General features: G+C 66.1%; 16 protein-coding genes. 11 read left to right on the plus strand and 5 right to left on the minus strand.

What is annotated here, in order from left to right:
• The first annotated feature begins 68 nt into the window (after nt 1–68).
• Genes ACJ7Z0_RS00155 through ACJ7Z0_RS00170 form a run of 4 tightly spaced genes read left to right on the plus strand, consistent with a single transcriptional unit; the run spans nt 69 to nt 3,705 of the window.
• A complete protein-coding gene (locus tag ACJ7Z0_RS00155) occupies nt 69–734 on the plus strand; it encodes a haloacid dehalogenase type II (protein WP_434788111.1) in 666 nt (221 codons plus the stop codon).
• A gap of 38 nt (nt 735–772) precedes the next feature.
• The gene (locus ACJ7Z0_RS00160) at nt 773–1,837 is read left to right on the plus strand and encodes a phosphotransferase (RefSeq protein ID WP_434788112.1); all 1,065 of its coding nucleotides are present in this window, start codon (nt 773–775) and stop codon (nt 1,835–1,837) included.
• On the plus strand, nt 1,834–3,189 hold the full coding sequence (locus tag ACJ7Z0_RS00165; protein ID WP_434788113.1) for an aspartate aminotransferase family protein: 1,356 nt from the start codon (nt 1,834–1,836) through the stop codon (nt 3,187–3,189). The genes ACJ7Z0_RS00160 and ACJ7Z0_RS00165 overlap by 4 nt, the downstream gene beginning before the upstream one ends.
• Nucleotides 3,190–3,204: 15 nt before the next feature.
• The gene (locus tag ACJ7Z0_RS00170) at nt 3,205–3,705 is read left to right on the plus strand and encodes an Lrp/AsnC family transcriptional regulator (protein WP_434788114.1); all 501 of its coding nucleotides are present in this window, start codon (nt 3,205–3,207) and stop codon (nt 3,703–3,705) included.
• A gap of 37 nt (nt 3,706–3,742) precedes the next feature.
• Here ACJ7Z0_RS00170 and ACJ7Z0_RS00175 read toward each other — a convergent pair whose 3' ends face one another.
• Nucleotides 3,743–4,723 carry a tripartite tricarboxylate transporter substrate-binding protein gene (locus ACJ7Z0_RS00175; protein WP_434788115.1) on the minus strand — a complete coding sequence of 327 codons (981 nt, stop codon included), beginning with the start codon at nt 4,721–4,723 and terminating at the stop codon, nt 3,743–3,745.
• A 232-nt stretch (nt 4,724–4,955) separates the two neighbouring features.
• Between ACJ7Z0_RS00175 and ACJ7Z0_RS00180 the strand changes: the two genes are divergently transcribed.
• Nucleotides 4,956–5,504, plus strand: coding sequence for a MarR family winged helix-turn-helix transcriptional regulator (locus tag ACJ7Z0_RS00180; RefSeq protein WP_434788116.1), 549 nt, complete (start codon nt 4,956–4,958; stop codon nt 5,502–5,504).
• 10 nt (nt 5,505–5,514) lie between these two features.
• On the opposite strand, the gene ACJ7Z0_RS00185 is transcribed toward ACJ7Z0_RS00180, so the two are convergent.
• Nucleotides 5,515–6,468 carry an amidohydrolase family protein gene (locus ACJ7Z0_RS00185; protein WP_434788117.1) on the minus strand — a complete coding sequence of 318 codons (954 nt, stop codon included), beginning with the start codon at nt 6,466–6,468 and terminating at the stop codon, nt 5,515–5,517.
• A 136-nt stretch (nt 6,469–6,604) separates the two neighbouring features.
• Between ACJ7Z0_RS00185 and ACJ7Z0_RS00190 the strand changes: the two genes are divergently transcribed.
• The 6 genes from ACJ7Z0_RS00190 to ACJ7Z0_RS00215 all read left to right on the plus strand — a co-directional run bounded on the left by ACJ7Z0_RS00190 (nt 6,605) and on the right by ACJ7Z0_RS00215 (nt 13,288).
• Nucleotides 6,605–8,014: a cytochrome ubiquinol oxidase subunit I gene (locus ACJ7Z0_RS00190; RefSeq protein ID WP_434788118.1), complete on the plus strand. Its 1,410-nt coding sequence runs from the start codon at nt 6,605–6,607 to the stop codon at nt 8,012–8,014.
• A complete protein-coding gene (gene cydB / locus ACJ7Z0_RS00195) occupies nt 8,004–9,011 on the plus strand; it encodes a cytochrome d ubiquinol oxidase subunit II (protein WP_434788119.1) in 1,008 nt (335 codons plus the stop codon). The genes ACJ7Z0_RS00190 and cydB overlap by 11 nt, the downstream gene beginning before the upstream one ends.
• Nucleotides 8,998–9,150, plus strand: coding sequence for a DUF2474 family protein (locus tag ACJ7Z0_RS00200; RefSeq protein WP_434788120.1), 153 nt, complete (start codon nt 8,998–9,000; stop codon nt 9,148–9,150). The genes cydB and ACJ7Z0_RS00200 overlap by 14 nt, the downstream gene beginning before the upstream one ends.
• A 148-nt stretch (nt 9,151–9,298) precedes the next feature.
• Nucleotides 9,299–9,901 (plus strand): hypothetical protein, encoded by a 603-nt coding sequence (locus ACJ7Z0_RS00205; RefSeq protein WP_434788121.1) that lies wholly within the window; start codon nt 9,299–9,301, stop codon nt 9,899–9,901.
• 155 nt (nt 9,902–10,056) lie between these two features.
• Nucleotides 10,057–11,049 (plus strand): TRAP transporter substrate-binding protein, encoded by a 993-nt coding sequence (locus ACJ7Z0_RS00210; protein WP_434788122.1) that lies wholly within the window; start codon nt 10,057–10,059, stop codon nt 11,047–11,049.
• Nucleotides 11,050–11,089: 40 nt separating this feature from the next.
• Nucleotides 11,090–13,288 (plus strand): putative bifunctional diguanylate cyclase/phosphodiesterase, encoded by a 2,199-nt coding sequence (locus tag ACJ7Z0_RS00215; protein ID WP_434788123.1) that lies wholly within the window; start codon nt 11,090–11,092, stop codon nt 13,286–13,288.
• Nucleotides 13,289–13,307: 19 nt separating this feature from the next.
• On the opposite strand, the gene ACJ7Z0_RS00220 is transcribed toward ACJ7Z0_RS00215, so the two are convergent.
• The 3 genes from ACJ7Z0_RS00220 to ACJ7Z0_RS00230 all read right to left on the minus strand — a co-directional run bounded on the left by ACJ7Z0_RS00220 (nt 13,308) and on the right by ACJ7Z0_RS00230 (nt 17,117).
• Nucleotides 13,308–14,735: a carotenoid oxygenase family protein gene (locus ACJ7Z0_RS00220; RefSeq protein ID WP_434788124.1), complete on the minus strand. Its 1,428-nt coding sequence runs from the start codon at nt 14,733–14,735 to the stop codon at nt 13,308–13,310.
• Nucleotides 14,736–14,752: 17 nt separating this feature from the next.
• Complete coding sequence (locus ACJ7Z0_RS00225; protein ID WP_434788125.1) at nt 14,753–15,793, minus strand: MerR family transcriptional regulator; 1,041 nt, start codon at nt 15,791–15,793, stop codon at nt 14,753–14,755.
• 100 nt (nt 15,794–15,893) lie between these two features.
• Nucleotides 15,894–17,117: an acyl-CoA dehydrogenase family protein gene (locus ACJ7Z0_RS00230; RefSeq protein ID WP_434788126.1), complete on the minus strand. Its 1,224-nt coding sequence runs from the start codon at nt 17,115–17,117 to the stop codon at nt 15,894–15,896.
• Nucleotides 17,118–17,195: the final 78 nt, after the last annotated feature.

Below are 17,195 nucleotides of genomic sequence, written 5' to 3' on the forward strand. Positions count from 1 at the left end.
TGCGATATGGCATCACCTGCAAAGGGGGCAGTCCTAGACTTGTTTCACCTCAACGCAGCAGGTCTACCATGATCTTCAACCCCAAATTCATCAGCTTCGACTGCTATGGCACGCTCATCAACTTCGAGATGGGCCCCACGGCAAAAGTCCTGTTCAAGGACCGCGTACCGGCCGAACGGATGCCGGCGTTCCTGGACAGTTTCCGAGCCTATCGCCTCGATGAGGTGCTGGGCGACTGGAAGCCTTTTTACGACGTGGTGGAGAACTCCATCCAACGTGCCTGCAAGGCGCACGGCATCGAATGCCTGGCATCGGATGCTGCCTCCCTGTATGGCGCCGTGCCGACCTGGCAGCCGCACCCGAACGTGGTCGAGGTGTTGGAGGCGATCGCGCCACACGTGCCGCTGGTGATCCTGTCGAACTCGATGGTCGACCTCATCCCTCACAGCGTCGCGCACCTCAAGGCTCCTTTTCACGCGGTCTACACCGCCGAGGAAGCGCGCGCGTACAAGCCGCGCATGCAAGCCTTCGAGCACATGTTCGACCGGCTCGGCTGCGGGCCCGATCAGATGATGCATGTCTCGTCGAGCTTCCGATACGACCTGATGACGGCGTCCGACCTGGGCTTCATGGCCAAGGCCTTCATCGACCGGGGTCACGAGCCCACGTCGACCGAATATGGCGTGAGCCGCCTGACCGACGTTCGTCAGCTTCCCGCATTGCTCGGACTCTGATGTTCAGCCCTGACCCCCACCCGGAACCTCAGAGGGCGATGCCTGACGAACGCCCGAGCGAGGTTGCCGCGCTGAGCACCGCGGCGCCCAACCTGGCGCCAGCCGAGGTGCAGGCACTGGTGGCGCGCCTCTACGGCATCGACGGCAGCGTGAAGGCGCTGGCCAGCGAGCGTGATCAGAACTGCGCCGTCGAGTCCGCTGACGGCACGCGCTACGTGTTCAAGATCAGCAACTCGTCAGAGCCGGTGTCGCTGGTCGATTTCCAGATCGCCGCACTTGAGCACATCGCCCGCGCATCGCCCAACCAGCCCGTCCCCCGCGTCGTGCGTACGCGGGACGGCCGCGCGCATGACACCGTGGCGCTCGCCGATGGGGCCAGGACCACCGTGCGCATGCTCACCTACCTGGAGGGCGTCCAGATCCGGGAGACACCGCGCACGGCCGCACAGCGCGCGGCGATGGGCAAGGGACTGGCCGAACTCAACCTCGCCCTGCAAGGCTTCGCGCACCCTGCGGCCACGCACGACCTGCTGTGGAACGTGTCGGCCGCGCACCGCCTGACCGCCCAGCTCGACAGCCTGGTCGAAGGACCACGACGCGCACTGGCCCAGTCGTTCATGACGCGCTTCACCGAGCATGTGCTGCCCCGCCTTGCATCGCTCCGGGCGCAGGTGATCCACAACGACTATCACCTCTACAACGTGCTGGTGGCGCCGGACGACCCGGCGCGCATCACCGGCATCATCGACTTCGGCGACATGCTCCATGCGCCACTGGTCGGCGAGGTGGCGACGGCTGCCGCCTTCCACATGACCGGCAGCGCCGACCCGTTCGAGGGAGCGGCGCAATTCGTCGGCGCCTACCAGGCCGTTCTGCCGCTGACCGAACCGGAGCAGGACATCGTCGCCGACCTCATGGCGACGCGCCACCTCATCACGGCGTTGATCTCGGAGTGGCGCGCCCTGCGCTATCCCGAAAACCGCGCCTACATCATGCGTCACAACCCCGCGGCATGGGAGGCGCTGTCGCAAATGGCAGACCTCTCCCGCCACGAAGCGCGCGACCGCTTGCTGACCCTCACACGAAATGGAAGCTCCTCATGAAAACCACCGCTGACTTCAACATGGTCAACGCCTACATCCCCGGCCGCGCCAACGTCGGCCCCGCCACTGAGGCAATGATCGCGCGGCGCAATGCGCTGCTCGGCCCGGCCTACCGGCTGATGTACGAACACCCCCTGCACATCGTGCGCGGCGACGGCGTGTGGCTGCTGGACCCGGAAGGCCGCCGCTACCTGGACGTCTACAACAACGTCACGTCGCTCGGGCACTGCCATCCCGCAGTGACCGAGGCGATCTGCCGCCAGGTGCAGACTCTGGCGACCAACACGCGATACCTGCACGACACCATTCTCGAGTTGGCCGAGCGTCTGATCGCCAGCGTGCCCGGGACGGACCTTGCCCACCTGATGCTGACCTGCACCGGCAGCGAGGCCAACGACCTGGCCTATCGCATCGCCAAGGTGCGCACCGGCGGTACGGGCGTGATCGTCACCGACACGGCGTACCACGGCATCACCGACACCGTGTCGCAGTTTTCGCCATCGCTGGGCGTGACCGTCGACCTCGGTCCGCACGTTCGCCTGGTGCCGGCGCCGCGGCAGTACCACGCCGAAGGCGCCGACCTTGGCGAGCGCTTCACGCGCGACGTCGAGACGGCCATCGCCGACCTGCAGCGCCACGGCATCAAGCCGGCGGCCTTGATCGTCGATTCGCTGTTCACGAGCGACGGCATCCTGCCCGAGCCTGCGGGCTTCCTGAAGGGAGCGGTCGAAGCGATCAAGCGCGCTGGCGGCCTGTTCATCGCCGACGAGGTGCAGCCCGGCTTCGGCCGCACCGGTGAGCACATGTGGGGCTTCCAGCGCCACGGCCTCGTTCCCGACATCGTCACTCTGGGCAAGCCGATGGGCAACGGCCAGCCGATCGCGGGCCTCCTCGCCACAGCCGACGCATTGGCAGAGTTCGGCAAGCACTCGCGCTACTTCAACACCTTCGCCGGCAACACGGTTTCATGCGCGGCGGCCCTGGCGGTGCTGGAGACCATCGAGCGGGAACGGTTGGTGCCGCACGCAGCCAAGATCGGCAAATTGCTGCTCGACGGCATCACCGGGCTCGCCGCAAAGCACGAGGCCATCGGCGACGTGCGGGGGGCGGGGCTCTTCGTGGGCGTCGAGCTCGTATCGAACCGGTCGACGCGGGCGCCGGACCGCGGCCTCACCAGCAAGGTCGTCAACCTGATGCGCGACAAGGGCGTGCTGCTCAGTGCCTGCGCCCAGGGGCACAACGTGCTCAAGATCCGTCCGCCGCTGGTGCTGTCGGCGGAGCAGGCGGGCATGGTGATCGAAGCGCTCGACGAATCGCTTGCCGAGGCGCAGCAGCACATGCCGCCGACTTGACCGTAGCATGGCGCCATGAGTTCGGCAGTTCCGTTCGACAGGTTTGACCTCAAGATCCTCGTGCATCTGCAGCGCGAGGGACGCTGCTCGAACGTCGATCTGGCGGCGTCGCTCGGCCTCAGCCCCAGCCCGTGTCTTCTGCGCACCAAGCGGCTGCAGGAGTGTGGGCTGATCCGCGGCTACGGCGCCGACATCGCGCTGGAAAAGCTGGGGGAGCACGTCACCGTGTTCTCGGAGGTCACCATCAGCAGCCACCGACCGCATGATTTCCGCAAGTTCGAGCAAGCCGCCTCGAAGTACGAGGAGATCGTCGAGTGGTACAACGTCAGCGGCGGCTACGACTACCTGTTGAAAATCGTGGCGCCCGGCGTCGGCTATTTTCAGGCGCTGATGGAAAAGATGCTGGAAGACGACATCGGCATCGAACGCTTCGCCAGCCGCATCGTCCTGCGCCAGTCGCTGGAACGCCGCGGGTATCCGCTGGGCATCATCGCGACTCAAAAACGTTGGGAGTGATGGAAGGCCCGCGGCACGACCAGCGCCGATCGATCGTTCAGGGCTGGAAGCCCGAGCGCCGCACCACCGGCTCCCACTGCTGGCGAAAGCTCTTGAGCATCTGCGCGGTCTCTGCCTGCGTGCTGACGATGGGCGTGATGTAGGCCGTATTGGCCGCCTTCTGCAGCGCCGGGTCCTGCATCACGTCGCGGATCGCGGTGGCCAGCTGCTGCACCTTGGCCGGCGGCATCGCGGCCGGGGCGAAGAAGGTGTTCCAGCCGTCGGCGTCGATCTTCATGCCGGCCTCGCGGAAGGTGGGAATGGCGGGCGCGAAGCTCACGCGCTTCTTGCCCGAGACGGCCAGGATGCGGATCTTGCCGGCCACGTGCTGCGCGTAGAGCGAATCGAGCGTGTCGATGGCGATCGGCAGGTTGCCGCCGGTCAGGTCGGCCGACAGCGGCGCCGATCCGCCGTAGCCCTTGATCTGCGGCTGCACGCTGAGCGCGTCGCCCACCATCAGGCCGAAGAAGTGAGGCAGGCTGCCGGTGGCGGGCACGCCGAAGACGGCCTCTTCCGGATGCGCCCAGAGCCGGCCCACGAGGAACATCGCGCGGTCGAGCTGCAGCTTGTTGCCCACGGCCAGCGCGAAATCGTAGCTGCTGACCTGCGACACCGGCACGAAGTCCTTGTCGGGGTCGTAGCCCAGATCCTTGAACACGAGCGGCGCCACCACCATGACCGCGGGGTTGCCGAGCATCAGCACGTTCTGTCCGGCAGGCGCGCGCTTGATCTCCTTGGCGGCCAGCCGGCCGCCTTCGCCCGGACGGTTTTCGACCGTCACCGCCACGCCGAGCCTCGGGCCGAGGCGCTCGGCCACGAGGCGCGCGATGCGGTCGGTGCTGCCGCCCGCGGTGTAGCCGACCACCAGCGTGAGCGGGCCATCGAAGATCGGCGTCTGGGCGTGGGCCAACGGCGCGGCGCACGCGGCGAGTGCGAGGCACCATGCGGTGAGCTTGCGCCGGGAAAAGAATGCGGTCATCGGATCTCCTGCTTGCGGTGGTGGCATCGACACGGGCGCGCGCAGGCCTTCGCGGCGACAATCGCCGGCCTGCGTTTGTTTCAGTCCGTGTAATTTGTTACCGTTTATACGCACGCCATAAACAGTTGATCTAATCCATCACTTGCCTGCCGAGGCGCGCCGGCCACACCCTTTTCACCGCTTCCGATTTCCTGACTTCCTATTTCCGATCGCCATGCACGGTCCGCAAGAAATGCCCGCTTTTCCCGACGCCAGCGCGGTGCTTGCGCCGCGCTCGCTCGACGATCTGCTCCTGTACCGGTTCTCGCGCGCGGTGCGCGCAAGCAACGGCATGGCCACGCGCCTGGTCGAAGGCGGCTTCGGCATCACGCGGCGCGAATGGGGAATGATCGCCACGCTCGCGCAGCAGGGCGAGATCCGCTCCTCGGCGCTGGCCGCGCACCTGCACCTGGACCGCGTGCGCACTTCGCGTGGCTTGCGCGGCCTGGTCGACAAGAAGCTGGTGGTGCGCCGCCAGGACGCCGAGGACCGGCGCGAAGTGCACGTGCGGCTGAGCCCCTCGGGCCGGCAGCTCTTCGACCGCGTGTTTCCGCGCATCGCGGAACTCAACGTCGACCTGCTCGAGGGCATCGCGCCCGCGCACCTCGACATCTTTTTGCAGTGCCTGCAACACCTCGAACAGCGCGGCAATGCCTTGAGCGCGCAGGGCGCGGTGGCCGAGAAAGCCGACCGGCGCGCGGGCGGCACGCGGCACCGGTGGCCGGAGTCGCGCCAGGTTTAGCGACGCGCGCTCAGCGCAGATCGAACAGCGCAGCCGCGTTGCCCCACGCAATGCGCCGCGCCACATCGGGCGGCAGGTCGCCAAGCCAAACGCGGTAGCCGCGCATGATCTCGTCGTAGGCGCTCCAGCGCTGGTTCACCCAGGTGTCGGAGCCGATCATGAAGCGCTCCGGATACTTGAGGATCAGCGCGCGCCAATCGGGGCACAGCCTGCCGCCTTCGCAGGTGAGCCCCGGCCGGTACGAGAGTTCGCCCATCAGCAGCGGATAGCGTTCCAGCAACGCCTGCACCCGCTCGATGGGTGCGCCGCCGATGCCGGTGTGCGCCCAGATGAGCCGGAGGTTCCGGCCCTTCGACGGTGCGTTGGCCATGAGCAGGTCGATCGCCACGTCGTCCACATGCGCGAGCACCGCGAGCTTCTGCCGCTCCGCCAGCGCGATCAGCTTCCTGGCCACCGGCCCGTTGGCATTGGCACTCTCGTACAGGTGGAACTCGCCGATCCCGCGGTAGGGCCCGCTCGCGGTGCCGCGCGCCAGCTCGGCCAGCACCATCTCGTGAATGCTCTCGTCGCGGAACCAGTTGCTGTAGTCGTCGCGGTTGCGGTACAGGCGCACGAAGGGCACCACGGTCACGCCCGCGGCGCGGGTTTCGCGCGCCGCAGCCAGCGTTTGCGTGCCGGCATTGGGCCGCGAGTTGGCCACGATCGCCGTCACGTTGTTGCGCTGCATGCGCGCGAGCGCCTCGGCGGGCGGATAAGGCCCGGTGTTGCCGTCCCAGGCTTCCTGGTTGTAGTGCAGGTGCGTGTCGAACAGCGGGCCGTCGTAGGCCTGCGGGCCTTGTGCGGCCTGGCCATGGGCAAGGGGCACCACGGCCAGGCAGGTGGCTGCCAATACAAAGGCCGCGAGGGGCGCGATGGCTCTCATGTGATTGCTGAAGATGAAACGCATGTCGATCGGTCGTCTCATTCTGGCCCAGTCCTCGATTCAACGCGAGCGCGTCTCCGAGCCTCGGTAGGTCAAAACGCCCAGTTCCCTTTTCAGCGGCCCGGCCGTGTAATAGAACCGCGCAACCGGCTCCCGCCTCCGCGCCATGGAACACGATATGGAACCCCTCATCCTCGCCCGCGTTCAGTTCGGCTTCACGATCTCGTTCCACATCATCTTTCCGGCGCTCACCATCGGGCTCGCGAGCTACCTGGCCGTGCTCGAAGGCCTGTGGCTGCGCACCGGCCGCAAGGTGTACATCGACCTGTACCAGTTCTGGATCAAGATCTTTGCCGTGGCCTTTGGCATGGGCGTGGTGTCGGGCCTGGTGATGGCCTATCAGTTCGGCACCAACTGGAGCAACTTCTCGCGCTTTGCCGGTGGCGTAACCGGGCCTCTGCTGGCGTACGAGGTGCTGACCGCGTTCTTTCTCGAAGCGGGTTTTCTCGGCGTGATGCTGTTCGGCCGCGAGCGCGTGGGGCCGGGCCTGCACTTCGTCTCGACGCTGGCCGTGGCCGTTGGCACGCTGGTCTCCGCCACCTGGATCCTCGCCTCGAACAGCTGGATGCAAACGCCGCAGGGCCACGAGATCATCGATGGGCGCGTGGTGCCGGTCGACTGGTTCAAGGTGATCTTCAATCCGTCCTTCCCCTACCGCCTGGCGCACACCGTCACGGCGGCCTACCTTGCAACGGCGCTGATGGTGGGCGGCGCGGCGGCCTGGCACCTGCTGCGCGGCAACGACAACACGCGCGTGCGCACCATGCTCTCGATGGCCTTGTGGATGCTGCTTGCGGCGGCGCCACTGCAGGCGCTCATCGGCGACCAGCACGGCCTCAACACGCTCGAGCACCAGCCCGCCAAGCTGGCCGCGATCGAAGGCCACTGGGAGCGCACGCCGGAGGGCGAAGGCGTGCCGCTGATCCTTTTCGGATGGCCGGACATGAAGGCCGAGGTCACGCGCTTCGCGATCGAGATTCCGCGCGCGGGCAGCCTGCTGCTTGCGCACAGCTGGGACGGGCAGATTCCGGCGCTCAAGGACTTCGCACCGGAAGACCGGCCGAACTCGGCCATCGTGTTCTGGACCTTCCGCGCCATGGTGGGCCTGGGCGTGCTGATGATCGCGCTGGCCTTCTGGGGGCTGTGGCTGCGCCGGGGGCAGCGGTTGTTTTCCCAGCGCGCGTTCCTGCGCCTGGCCGTGGCGCTCTCGCCCGCGGGCCTCGTGGCCATCCTGGCCGGCTGGTTCACCACCGAGATCGGCCGCCAGCCGTGGGTCGTCTACGGCCTGATGCGCACGGCCGATGCGGTCTCGCCGCAGCATTCGACCTCGCAGGTCGGGTTCACGCTCGCACTGTTCGTCATCGTGTACTTCGTGGTGTTCGGCGCAGGCACGGCCTACGGGCTGCGCCTGATCGCCAAGGGCCCCACGGGCGACCATGGCGATCCGCCCGTGCATGGAGGGCCCGGAGAACCGCGGCAGCCCATGCGCCCGCTTTCAGCGGCACCGGAGTCCGACGATGGGCATTGATCTTCCCCTGATCTGGGCCGTGATCATCCTGTTCGGCATCATGATGTACGTGGTGATGGACGGCTTCGATCTCGGCATCGGCATCCTCTTTCCGTTCTTGCCGGCCAAGGAAGACCGCGACGTCATGATGAACACCGTGGCGCCGGTGTGGGATGGCAACGAGACCTGGCTCGTGCTCGGCGGGGCCGGCCTGCTGGCGGCGTTTCCGCTGGCCTATGCGGTGATCCTCAGCGCGTTCTACCTGCCGCTGATCCTCATGCTCGTGGGGCTGGTGTTTCGCGGCGTTGCGTTCGAATTCCGCTTCAAGGCGCGGGAAGGCAAGCGGCGCTGGTGGGACGCGGCCTTCATCGGCGGCTCGTTCACCGCCACCTTTTTCCAGGGCGTGACGCTGGGCGCGTTTCTCAACGGCCTGAAGGTGGTGGACGGCAATTTTGCCGGCGGCTCGTTCGACTGGGTCTCGCCGTTCTCGCTCTTCACGGGCCTCGCGCTGGTTGCGGCTTACGCGCTGCTCGGCGCCACCTGGCTCGTGATGAAGACCGAAGGCCGTCTGCAGATGCGCATGCGCAGCCTGGCACGGCCCCTGGCGTGGCTCATGCTGGCCGTCATCATTGCAATCAGCATCTGGACGCCGCTCGCGCATGCCGCCATTGCGCAGCGCTGGTTCAGCCTGCCCAACCTGCTGTACTTCGCGCCGGTGCCGCTGCTCGTGGCGCTTGTGGTGTACAAGCTCTTGCAGGCGCTGCGCGGCGACGGGCACGCGTCACCTTTCGTTCTCACGCTGGCCCTGCTCTTTCTCGGCTACACGGGCCTGGGCATCAGCCTGTGGCCGAACGTCATTCCGCCCGACATTTCGATCTGGCAGGCGGCAGGGCCCGCGCAGAGCCTGGGCTTTGCGCTGGTGGGCGCGCTCCTGATCATTCCGATCATCCTGATGTACACGGCCTGGAGCTACTGGGTTTTTCGCGGCAAGGTGCGGCATGGCGATGGCTACCACTGACGACCCACGCCCAGGCAGGCGCAAGTGGTTGCGCCGCCTCGGCTGGCTCGCGGCCATCTGGCTCGCGAGCGTGCTTTCGCTTTACCTGCTTTCCCTGGTGCTTCGCTTTCTCATGAACGCGGTCGGCCTCGGCCGCTGAGCCGCGGCGATCCCCTGCCACCTACCCAAGGCGTCGGCGCCGTCCGACAGGAGGTGCCTCTTGCAGGCGCACGCTGGGAATATGCAGAAGTGCGCCACCATGATTTCCAGCCGGGTAGAACGCTGCGGTTCCAAACAAGCCAAGGACCATGAAAAACCGGACGGCTCATGACGCGACCGTCACCCTGAAGTTGCCCTCGAGCGTGAGCGGCCGCGTGCTGGTCCAGGCGCTTCGAAACGCCGGCATTCCTGTCGATGCGATTGGCAGCGTGACCTCGGGCTATCTCTTCGTGCGGACCACGGGCCGCTTCGGCAGGCGGGCAAATACCTTTCGATGGTTTGCCGCCGGCAGCAACGAGGAGTCGGTCGCCGCATTCGCCTTGCCGCTCGCCGAAGAGGACGCCGAGAACCATTCGGCCGCGAACGGCGGGCAAGCCCCCGCTCTTCCGGCCACGCAGCGGCGCGTGCCCACGGCCGTGACCTACCTGCGCGTATGGAAGGAACTGGAGCAACACGCACGCCGCGCGGAGTACGACCTGCATGCGAAACGAATCGCCTACTTTCGCGATCTCGGGCCGCCGCCCGATGCCGTCGACCGGGAGTTGGTGAATCGCGCGTGGGCCACTGCGAACCAGTGTCTCGCGGCCGCGACCGACGAGATGAGCTACCGGGCTTCCGAAACCGAATCGCCGGTAGGTCCCCTCGGGTTTTCGGCACGGGGTGTCGCTGCAACCGATAGCGATTCGCACTGACTCTCCGCCTATAGAACTTTTCATGTAAACACTCGCGCGTCCCGCGCGAGATCAACGGTTTTGCTGCAGGGATATCCCGCATGGAATGAGTCGGCTGCGACAATCCATCGAGGGTCTAATGAGTTCCACTGCTCAGTCCGAACAAACCGTATGGCATGAAAAAATCTCTCCTGAGGCTTGTCACGGCATGGGGCTTTGCAGCGCTCGCACCGGCGGCGCACGCCGAGCCCGTCGTGTTGTCGCTGGTGCACGCCGCCACCACCTCGCACCCGGCGCATGTGGCGGCACTTCAGTTCGCAAAGCGCGTCGAAGAGCGCACGCGCGGACAGGTCAGCGTCGAGATCTTTCCCGCGTCTCAACTCGGCAGCGAGAACGAACTGCTGCAGAAAGTCAGGCTCGGCGCGGTCGACATGGACGTGACCTCGATGAACTATCTCATCAAGTACGAGAAAACGTTCTCCGTTGTCATTCTTCCGTATCTCTTCGACAGCTATGCGCACGCACACCGCGTGCTCGATGGCCCGGCGATGAAGTGGCTCGCACCGCTTGCCGAGAAGCAGGGCTTCATCATTCTGTCCAACTGGGAATGGGGATTCCGCAATCTCACCAACAACAAGCGCCCGGTTAACGTGCCTGAAGACGTGCGAGGCCTCAAGGTGCGCGTTCCGCCCGTCGCCGAACTCGAGGCCACCATGGAAGCGCTGGGTGCCCAGGTCAGCAAGGTCGGCTTCAAGGAACTTCCCCTGGCGCTGTCCCAGGGCGTGGTCGACGGCCAGGAGAACCCGATCAACGTCATCTACTACAACAAGCTGTACGAGACCCAGAAGCACCTCGCCTTGACGCGCCACGTGTACTACAACACGCTCCACCTCATGAGCACCGCGAGTTGGGCCAAGCTCACGCCGGCGCAGCAAGCGATCGTGCGCGAAGAAAGCAAGGCGGCAGGCGACGGCATGCGCAAGAAGATCATCGCCGAGGAAGAGCAGCTCATCGCCAGGATGGCCTCCGCCGGAGTGAAGGTCACGCGGCCCGACCCCGCGCCGTTTCGCGCCGCCACGCAAAGCGCCCGCGCGGAGATTGCGCGCTTTGCCGGCGAAGAGAACGTGCGCACGTTTTTGAAGATGGTCGATGCAGAGCGAAAGCAGTGATGCACCTCGCCAGCGAAGATCCGCGGGTCGGCGGCCGCAATTGAGCGCATTCCTGGCCGGCTTCTCGTGGTGGAAAAGACCTCTCAGCCTGCGGGCGGAGATCGCCCTCGGCTTCGGCGTCGTCATTGCGCTGATGCTCGCACTGGGCGTTGCCTTCTATCTGAGCGAACAGCGGTCCTCGGCCGCCATCGACAAGTTGCTGAACAGCGACAACCGAATGGCGGACCTGAGCTTGCGCAGTTCGCTCGCGATGCACAAGGCACGCGAAGCCGAAAGCGAGCTCCTGCTGTCGGCGGATCGGCTCGGCGTGGCGGAGGCCAGCACGCGTTCGCTGCCGGCCATGCAAAACCATTTGCTGGATATGCGCGAGTACCTGGCCAGCCTGCGAATCGTCTCGACCGATCCGCGGTTCAGGGACCAGGTCGATCGGATCGAGGCTCAGACCCGGCAATACGAGAACGGGTTCCTCGCGTTCATCAAGCAGCATGGCAAGGAGGGCAATCTCGGCGCGGCACGCGCGTCCCGCCAAGGCTACGTCGATGCGGCGGTTGCCATCGAGTCCTCCGTGGAGGCGCTGCACACCGCGGCGAGCAAGCGAGCGCTTCAAACGCGAAGCGACGTCGCACGCGCAGCCAGTTTCTCGCGCTGGGCCGCCATCGCCATGATTGCGTTGGCGGCTGTCATGGGCGTCGTGATCGCACGGATCGTCTCGCTGCGCATCACAGGCTCCATCACGCAGCTCATCGCCTTCTCCCGGCGCGTTGCCTCGGGAGACTTCAGCGCAAGGGCGCAGCAGGGGCGCGACGATGAATTCGGCATCCTCGCAAGAGCCATGAACCAGATGGCCGAGTCGATCGAGAATTCCAACGTGCTGCTGGAGAGCAGCGCCGACACCCTGAAGCACCAGGCCACGCACGATGCATTGACGGGGCTCCCGAACCGCGCGCTGCTGGAAGATCGGCTCAAGCAGGCCATTTCGTACGCCGATCGATACGGGCGGCTGATGACGGTGGTGTTCATCAATCTCGATGGGTTCAAGCTGGTCAACGACAGCCTGGGCCGCAAGGCCGGCGACGATTTGCTGAAGGTCATGGCCGGACGCATGAGCCAGTGCCTTCGCAGCGTGGACACGGTGGTGCGAACGGGCGGCGACGAGTTCGTGATCGTGCTGTACGACCAGCCGGGAGACGGGGCAGAGATCGCTCCGGCACTGCGAAGGCTGCTCGAGGCCATTGCGTGGCCGATCCAGATCGGCGGCCAGGCGGTCCAGGTCACGGCCAGCATGGGCGTGGCCACCTATCCCGCGGATGGCGCCGACGCCGACGCCTTGGTCATGAATGCCGATGCCGCGATGTCCCGTGCCAAGGCCTCGGGGCGCAACACCTTCCGGTTCTATGCGTCCGAGATGAACGGCACGGTCCGCGACAAACTCGCAATGCGCGAAGGGTTGCGCAACGCCATCGCCCGGGGCGAGTTTCACCTCGTATACCAGCCGCAGCTGGAGATGAGTTCGGGCCAGGTGATCGGCGCGGAGGCATTGATCCGTTGGAACCACCCCGAGCGTGGCTTGATATCGCCGGCAGACTTCATCCCCCTGGCCGAAGAGACGGGGCTCATCGTTCCCATCGGCGAATGGGTGCTGCGCGCCGCCTGCTTCCAGAACAAGGCCTGGCAGCATGCGGGCCTGCCCGCCTTCGCCGTCTCGGTCAATGTGTCCGCGCGGCAGTTCAGGGAGAGGACCTTGATCGAGCAGGTCGCCCGGGCGCTCGCGGAAAGCGGGCTCGAAGCCCGGTTTCTCGAACTCGAGTTGACCGAAAGCCTGGTGATGGAAGATCTCGAAAGCGCCCTGCTGTCGATGAAGGCGCTGCAGGGAATGGGCGTGCAGCTCTCCATGGACGATTTTGGAACCGGCTATTCGAGCCTGAGCGCCATCAAGCGCTTTCCGATCGCGCGGCTGAAGATCGATCGGGCCTTCGTGCGTGACATTCCGGAAGACGAAGAAGACAAGGCGATCGCCAAGGCCATCATTTCGCTGGGGCACGAACTCAATCTGAAGGTCATTGCGGAAGGCGTCGAGACCGAAGAGCAGCTGCAGTTCCTGCTCGCCAACGGCTGTGACGAGATGCAGGGCTACCTCTTCAGCCCCCCTGTGTCACCCACCGAACTCGCAGCCTTGGTCAAAACATGCTCCGGCACTGCACACAGGCTGAGCGCGCTGCCTGCGTCGATGCGCGGCTAGCCGCCGAAGCGCGGCGGCGCTACAACCCGGACCGCCAGCTCCCGTGAAAACCGAACGGCACGCGGTGGGGCAAGCGGGCGACCGCAACGGGTCCCCCGGGCAGGTTCCTGGCATCGAACACCAGCAGGTCGCTGCGCTTTTCGCGTTCGCGCCAAGCCACGGCGAGCAGCCATCCATCGCCCTCGGCCGCATCCGCGGCGCGCGGAACGAACACCGGTTCGGACACGACGTCGCCGTGCGCAAGCGTGTGCATGCTGCGCTCGCCGGTATCGAAGTCGAAACGGGCCAGACTGTCGTAGAGCACGCTCTCCGAATCGTCCCTCGCGCGCGAGGTCGCATGGCAGGTGTAGAAGCCGTAGCGATTGCGCCGGCCGGTGTACCGCTCATCGATGCGAGGGAACTCGGCTGCCAGGTCGTCCAAATATTCGCGCTGGAACCCCGTGCCCTTGCCGGCCAGGTCGAAGGTCCAGCGGCACAGGCGCGCGGCCATGGCCTGGGGGTCGCCGGGGCGGCCTTCGGAATCGGGCAGCCCGGGCGCCGTGTCCGACTGCATCACATAGGCCACGATGGTGTCGCCCTCGTCCCAGGCATTCATCACGTGGAACACATGGCAGGCGTCGGTATCGAACCAGCGCAGGGTGTCGGCGGCGCTGCCGCGGCGCATCACGCCCACGTGCGTGCGCTTGGCGGCATCCCATGCGAGCAGCGGCTTGCCACGCATGGCGCGCTCCACGCTGAGCGTCAGCGGCGTGACTGGAAAGAGCGCATGTCCGCAGGTCACCATGAAGTCGTGCGCCATGCTGGCATGCGGCGCCTTGAACGACTGGAGTTGCGTGACCTCGCAGTGCTTGTCCATCACGCCATAGAGCATGGTCGGCGAACAGGGGCCGTCGGGTGAGTACGCGAAGAAATGCAGTTCGCCGCTCTCGGGGTCGAGCTTCGGGTGCGCGGTGCAGCGCGAGGTCACGCGGTCGCCAAAGCTCTGGTGTCCCTTGGAAGCCAGCGTGAGGGCATCGAGCTCGAAGGGCTGATGCGACTCTTCGAGAGCGAACAGACGGCCGCCGTGCCACAGCATGCTGGTGTTGGCCGTGCCGCCGTTCCGGCCCTGCGCCAGCGGGTCGCTGGTGGCGGGGTTGCCGAAGGTGCCAAACAGCGCGCGTCCGGCTTCATGCTCGAGCTGCCACTTCGGCGTGCGCACCCAGCGGTTGCTGTACGACACCTTGCCCAGGCCGATGTGGAAGGCATGCACCATGCCGTCGCCGGAGAACCAGTGGTAGTTGTCGTCGCGCGGTGCGTATTGCGGGCTCGGGCCGACGCGGTACAGGCTGCCCGATAGCCCCTGCGGCAGTGTGCCTTCGATGTCGAGCGCCGCGATGTCGTGCTCCTCGGTCAGAGGCGCGTAGTTGCCGGTGAAGAAATGCGCGTTCGTCGGTGTTTCTGCGTTCACGTGGAGCCTTGGTTGATTCAGGAGGACGATGCGGCGTCCAGGTGCGCGACGGCCTGCCCGACATAGGTGGCCAACGCCTCGTCGATGCCCGAGCCGAGCCGCAGAGCGGCGTCCTGACGGAACGCTTGCTGCAGCTTCGCGTGCAACGCGGCATCGCCGCCAGCCTTGGCCAGCGACAGCGCCTGCCAACGCAGCGCCAGCGCGCGCATGGCCGCGCCGTGCGTGGGTGCGGCCTCCAGCATCTGCTGCCGAACGTCGGCGATGAGCGGGGGCCACGCGTCGGTTTGGGCAACGTAGTGCTGGCGCAGCGTGGCCATGTCGCCGGCGCTGCAGTACGGCGCATAGAGTTGCAGGCGCGCGAACGCCAACGCGTGCGAGATGAACCGGATGCCGCCGCGGTCCACGCCTGTCAGTGCGTGCAGCGATGGCTCGTTCCAGTGCATGGTGTAGAGCTTGATCAGCAGGCCTTCATCGCCACCGGCTTCTTCGAGCAGCATCGCAATCCAGCGCTGTGCCAGGGACTGCGCCTGCGGGCTCTCGGGCGATGCGCCGGCCGCGACCAGGCTGTGCAGCCACGCCGACAATTCGGCGCGCTCAGGCGCCATCGCGTCGGTGAATCCGTCACGCCGAGTGTTGAGCGTGCGCTGTTCGTCGTCGCTGAAGTACTTGGCGCCCGCGACCATGCTTTCGAGCGCCAGCAGCCAGTCGTCGATCTCCGGCTCTTCGCTGGCCTGCAACTGGCCCTGCACTGAAAGCAGATGGGTTCTCAGTGCCGATGCCTGCTGGATTTCGCGGTCGAGTTGTGCGACCTGTCGGGCCACGACTTCGGACATATCGCCGGCCGGGTTGTCCAAGAGGCCTTGTATGTCCGCCAGCGGCAGATCGAGCCGGCGCAGCGCCTGGATGCGGTAGAGCCGCGCCACGTCTTTGCGGCCGTACAGCCGGTAGCCGCCGCTGGATCTTTCGGAGGGCACCAGCAGCGCGATGTCGTCGTAGTGGCGCAATGCGCGCACTGTCAGCCCGGTGCGCCGGGCGAGTTCACCAATCTTCAGAAACATGCCTTCCCTCTCAAGTTGAAGGCATCCTAGACTCTGCCGCAACGAGAGGGTCAAGCCCTGCAGCAGGGAATTTGCAAGCAGGGTATGAAAATGGATTTCGTCAGGCCGGCGCGCGCTTGGCCAGCTCGAGCTTGGCGATGGCGTTGCGGTGCACTTCGTCGGGCCCGTCGACGATGCGCACGGTGCGCTGGTGCGCATAGGCTTCGGCGAGCCAGAAGTCCTGGCTCACGCCGGCCGCGCCATGCGCCTGGATCGCCCAGTCGAGCACCTTGCACGACATGTTGGGCGCCACCACCTTGATCATCGCGATCTCGGCGCGCGCTTCCTTGTTGCCCACGGTGTCCATCTTGTAGGCCGCATTGAGCGTGAGCAGGCGAGCCTGGTCCATCATGCAGCGCGACTCGGCGATGCGCTCGTGCCAGATCGATTGCTCCGCGAGCGGACGGCCGAAGGCCACGCGGCTGCGGAGACGCTCGCACATCAGCTCCAGCGCGCGCTCGGCCGCGCCGATGGAGCGCATGCAATGGTGAATGCGCCCCGGGCCGAGCCGACCCTGCGCGATCTCGAAACCGCGCCCTTCGCCCAGCAGAATGTTGGACGCGGGCACGCGCACGTCTTCCAGCAGCACTTCCATATGGCCGTGCGGGGCGTCGTCGTAGCCGAACACCGAGAGATGGCGCAGCACCGTGATGCCCTTGGTGTCGCGTGGCACCAGCACCATCGACTGCTGCGCATGGCGCGGCGCATCGGGGTCGGTCTTGCCCATCACGATGAAGATCTTGCAGCGCGGGCTGCCCGCGCCCGAAGAGAACCACTTGCGGCCGTTGATCACGTACTCGTCGCCTTCGCGGCGGATGGTGCACTGGATGTTGGTGGCGTCCGACGACGCGACGGCGGGCTCGGTCATCAGAAAGCCCGAGCGGATTTCGCCGGCCAGCAGCGGCGCCAGCCATTCGTCCTTGTGCGCCTCGGTGCCGTAGCGCTCGATGGTTTCCATGTTGCCGGTGTCGGGCGCCGAGCAGTTGAACACCTCGCCCGACCACGAGACGCGGCCCATCACCTCGCACAGCGGCGCATAGTCGAGATTGGAGATGGCCGGCACGTCGCGGTGCGGGTGGGGCAGGAACATGTTCCAGAGGCCGGCCGCACGCGCAGCGGGCTTCAGTTCCTCGATCAGCGGCGAGACCTGCCAGGCATTGCCCTGGCGGCGGAAGGCATCCATCTCGTGGTGGTAGCGCGCTTCGTTCGGATAGATGTGCTGGTCGAAGAACTTGTTCAGGCGTTCGAGCAGATCGCGGGTCTTGGCGGAGGGTTCGGCAAACATGAGGCGTCCTTTTTGCGGGGTTGGGCAATTCAAACACCGCGGACTGTTGCGAGCCGTCTCGAAAGTGACGCGCGCCGC

This window comes from Variovorax palleresanus (genome assembly GCF_051144945.1).
GTDB classification, from domain to species: Bacteria; Pseudomonadota; Gammaproteobacteria; order Burkholderiales; family Burkholderiaceae_C; genus Variovorax; species Variovorax paradoxus_S.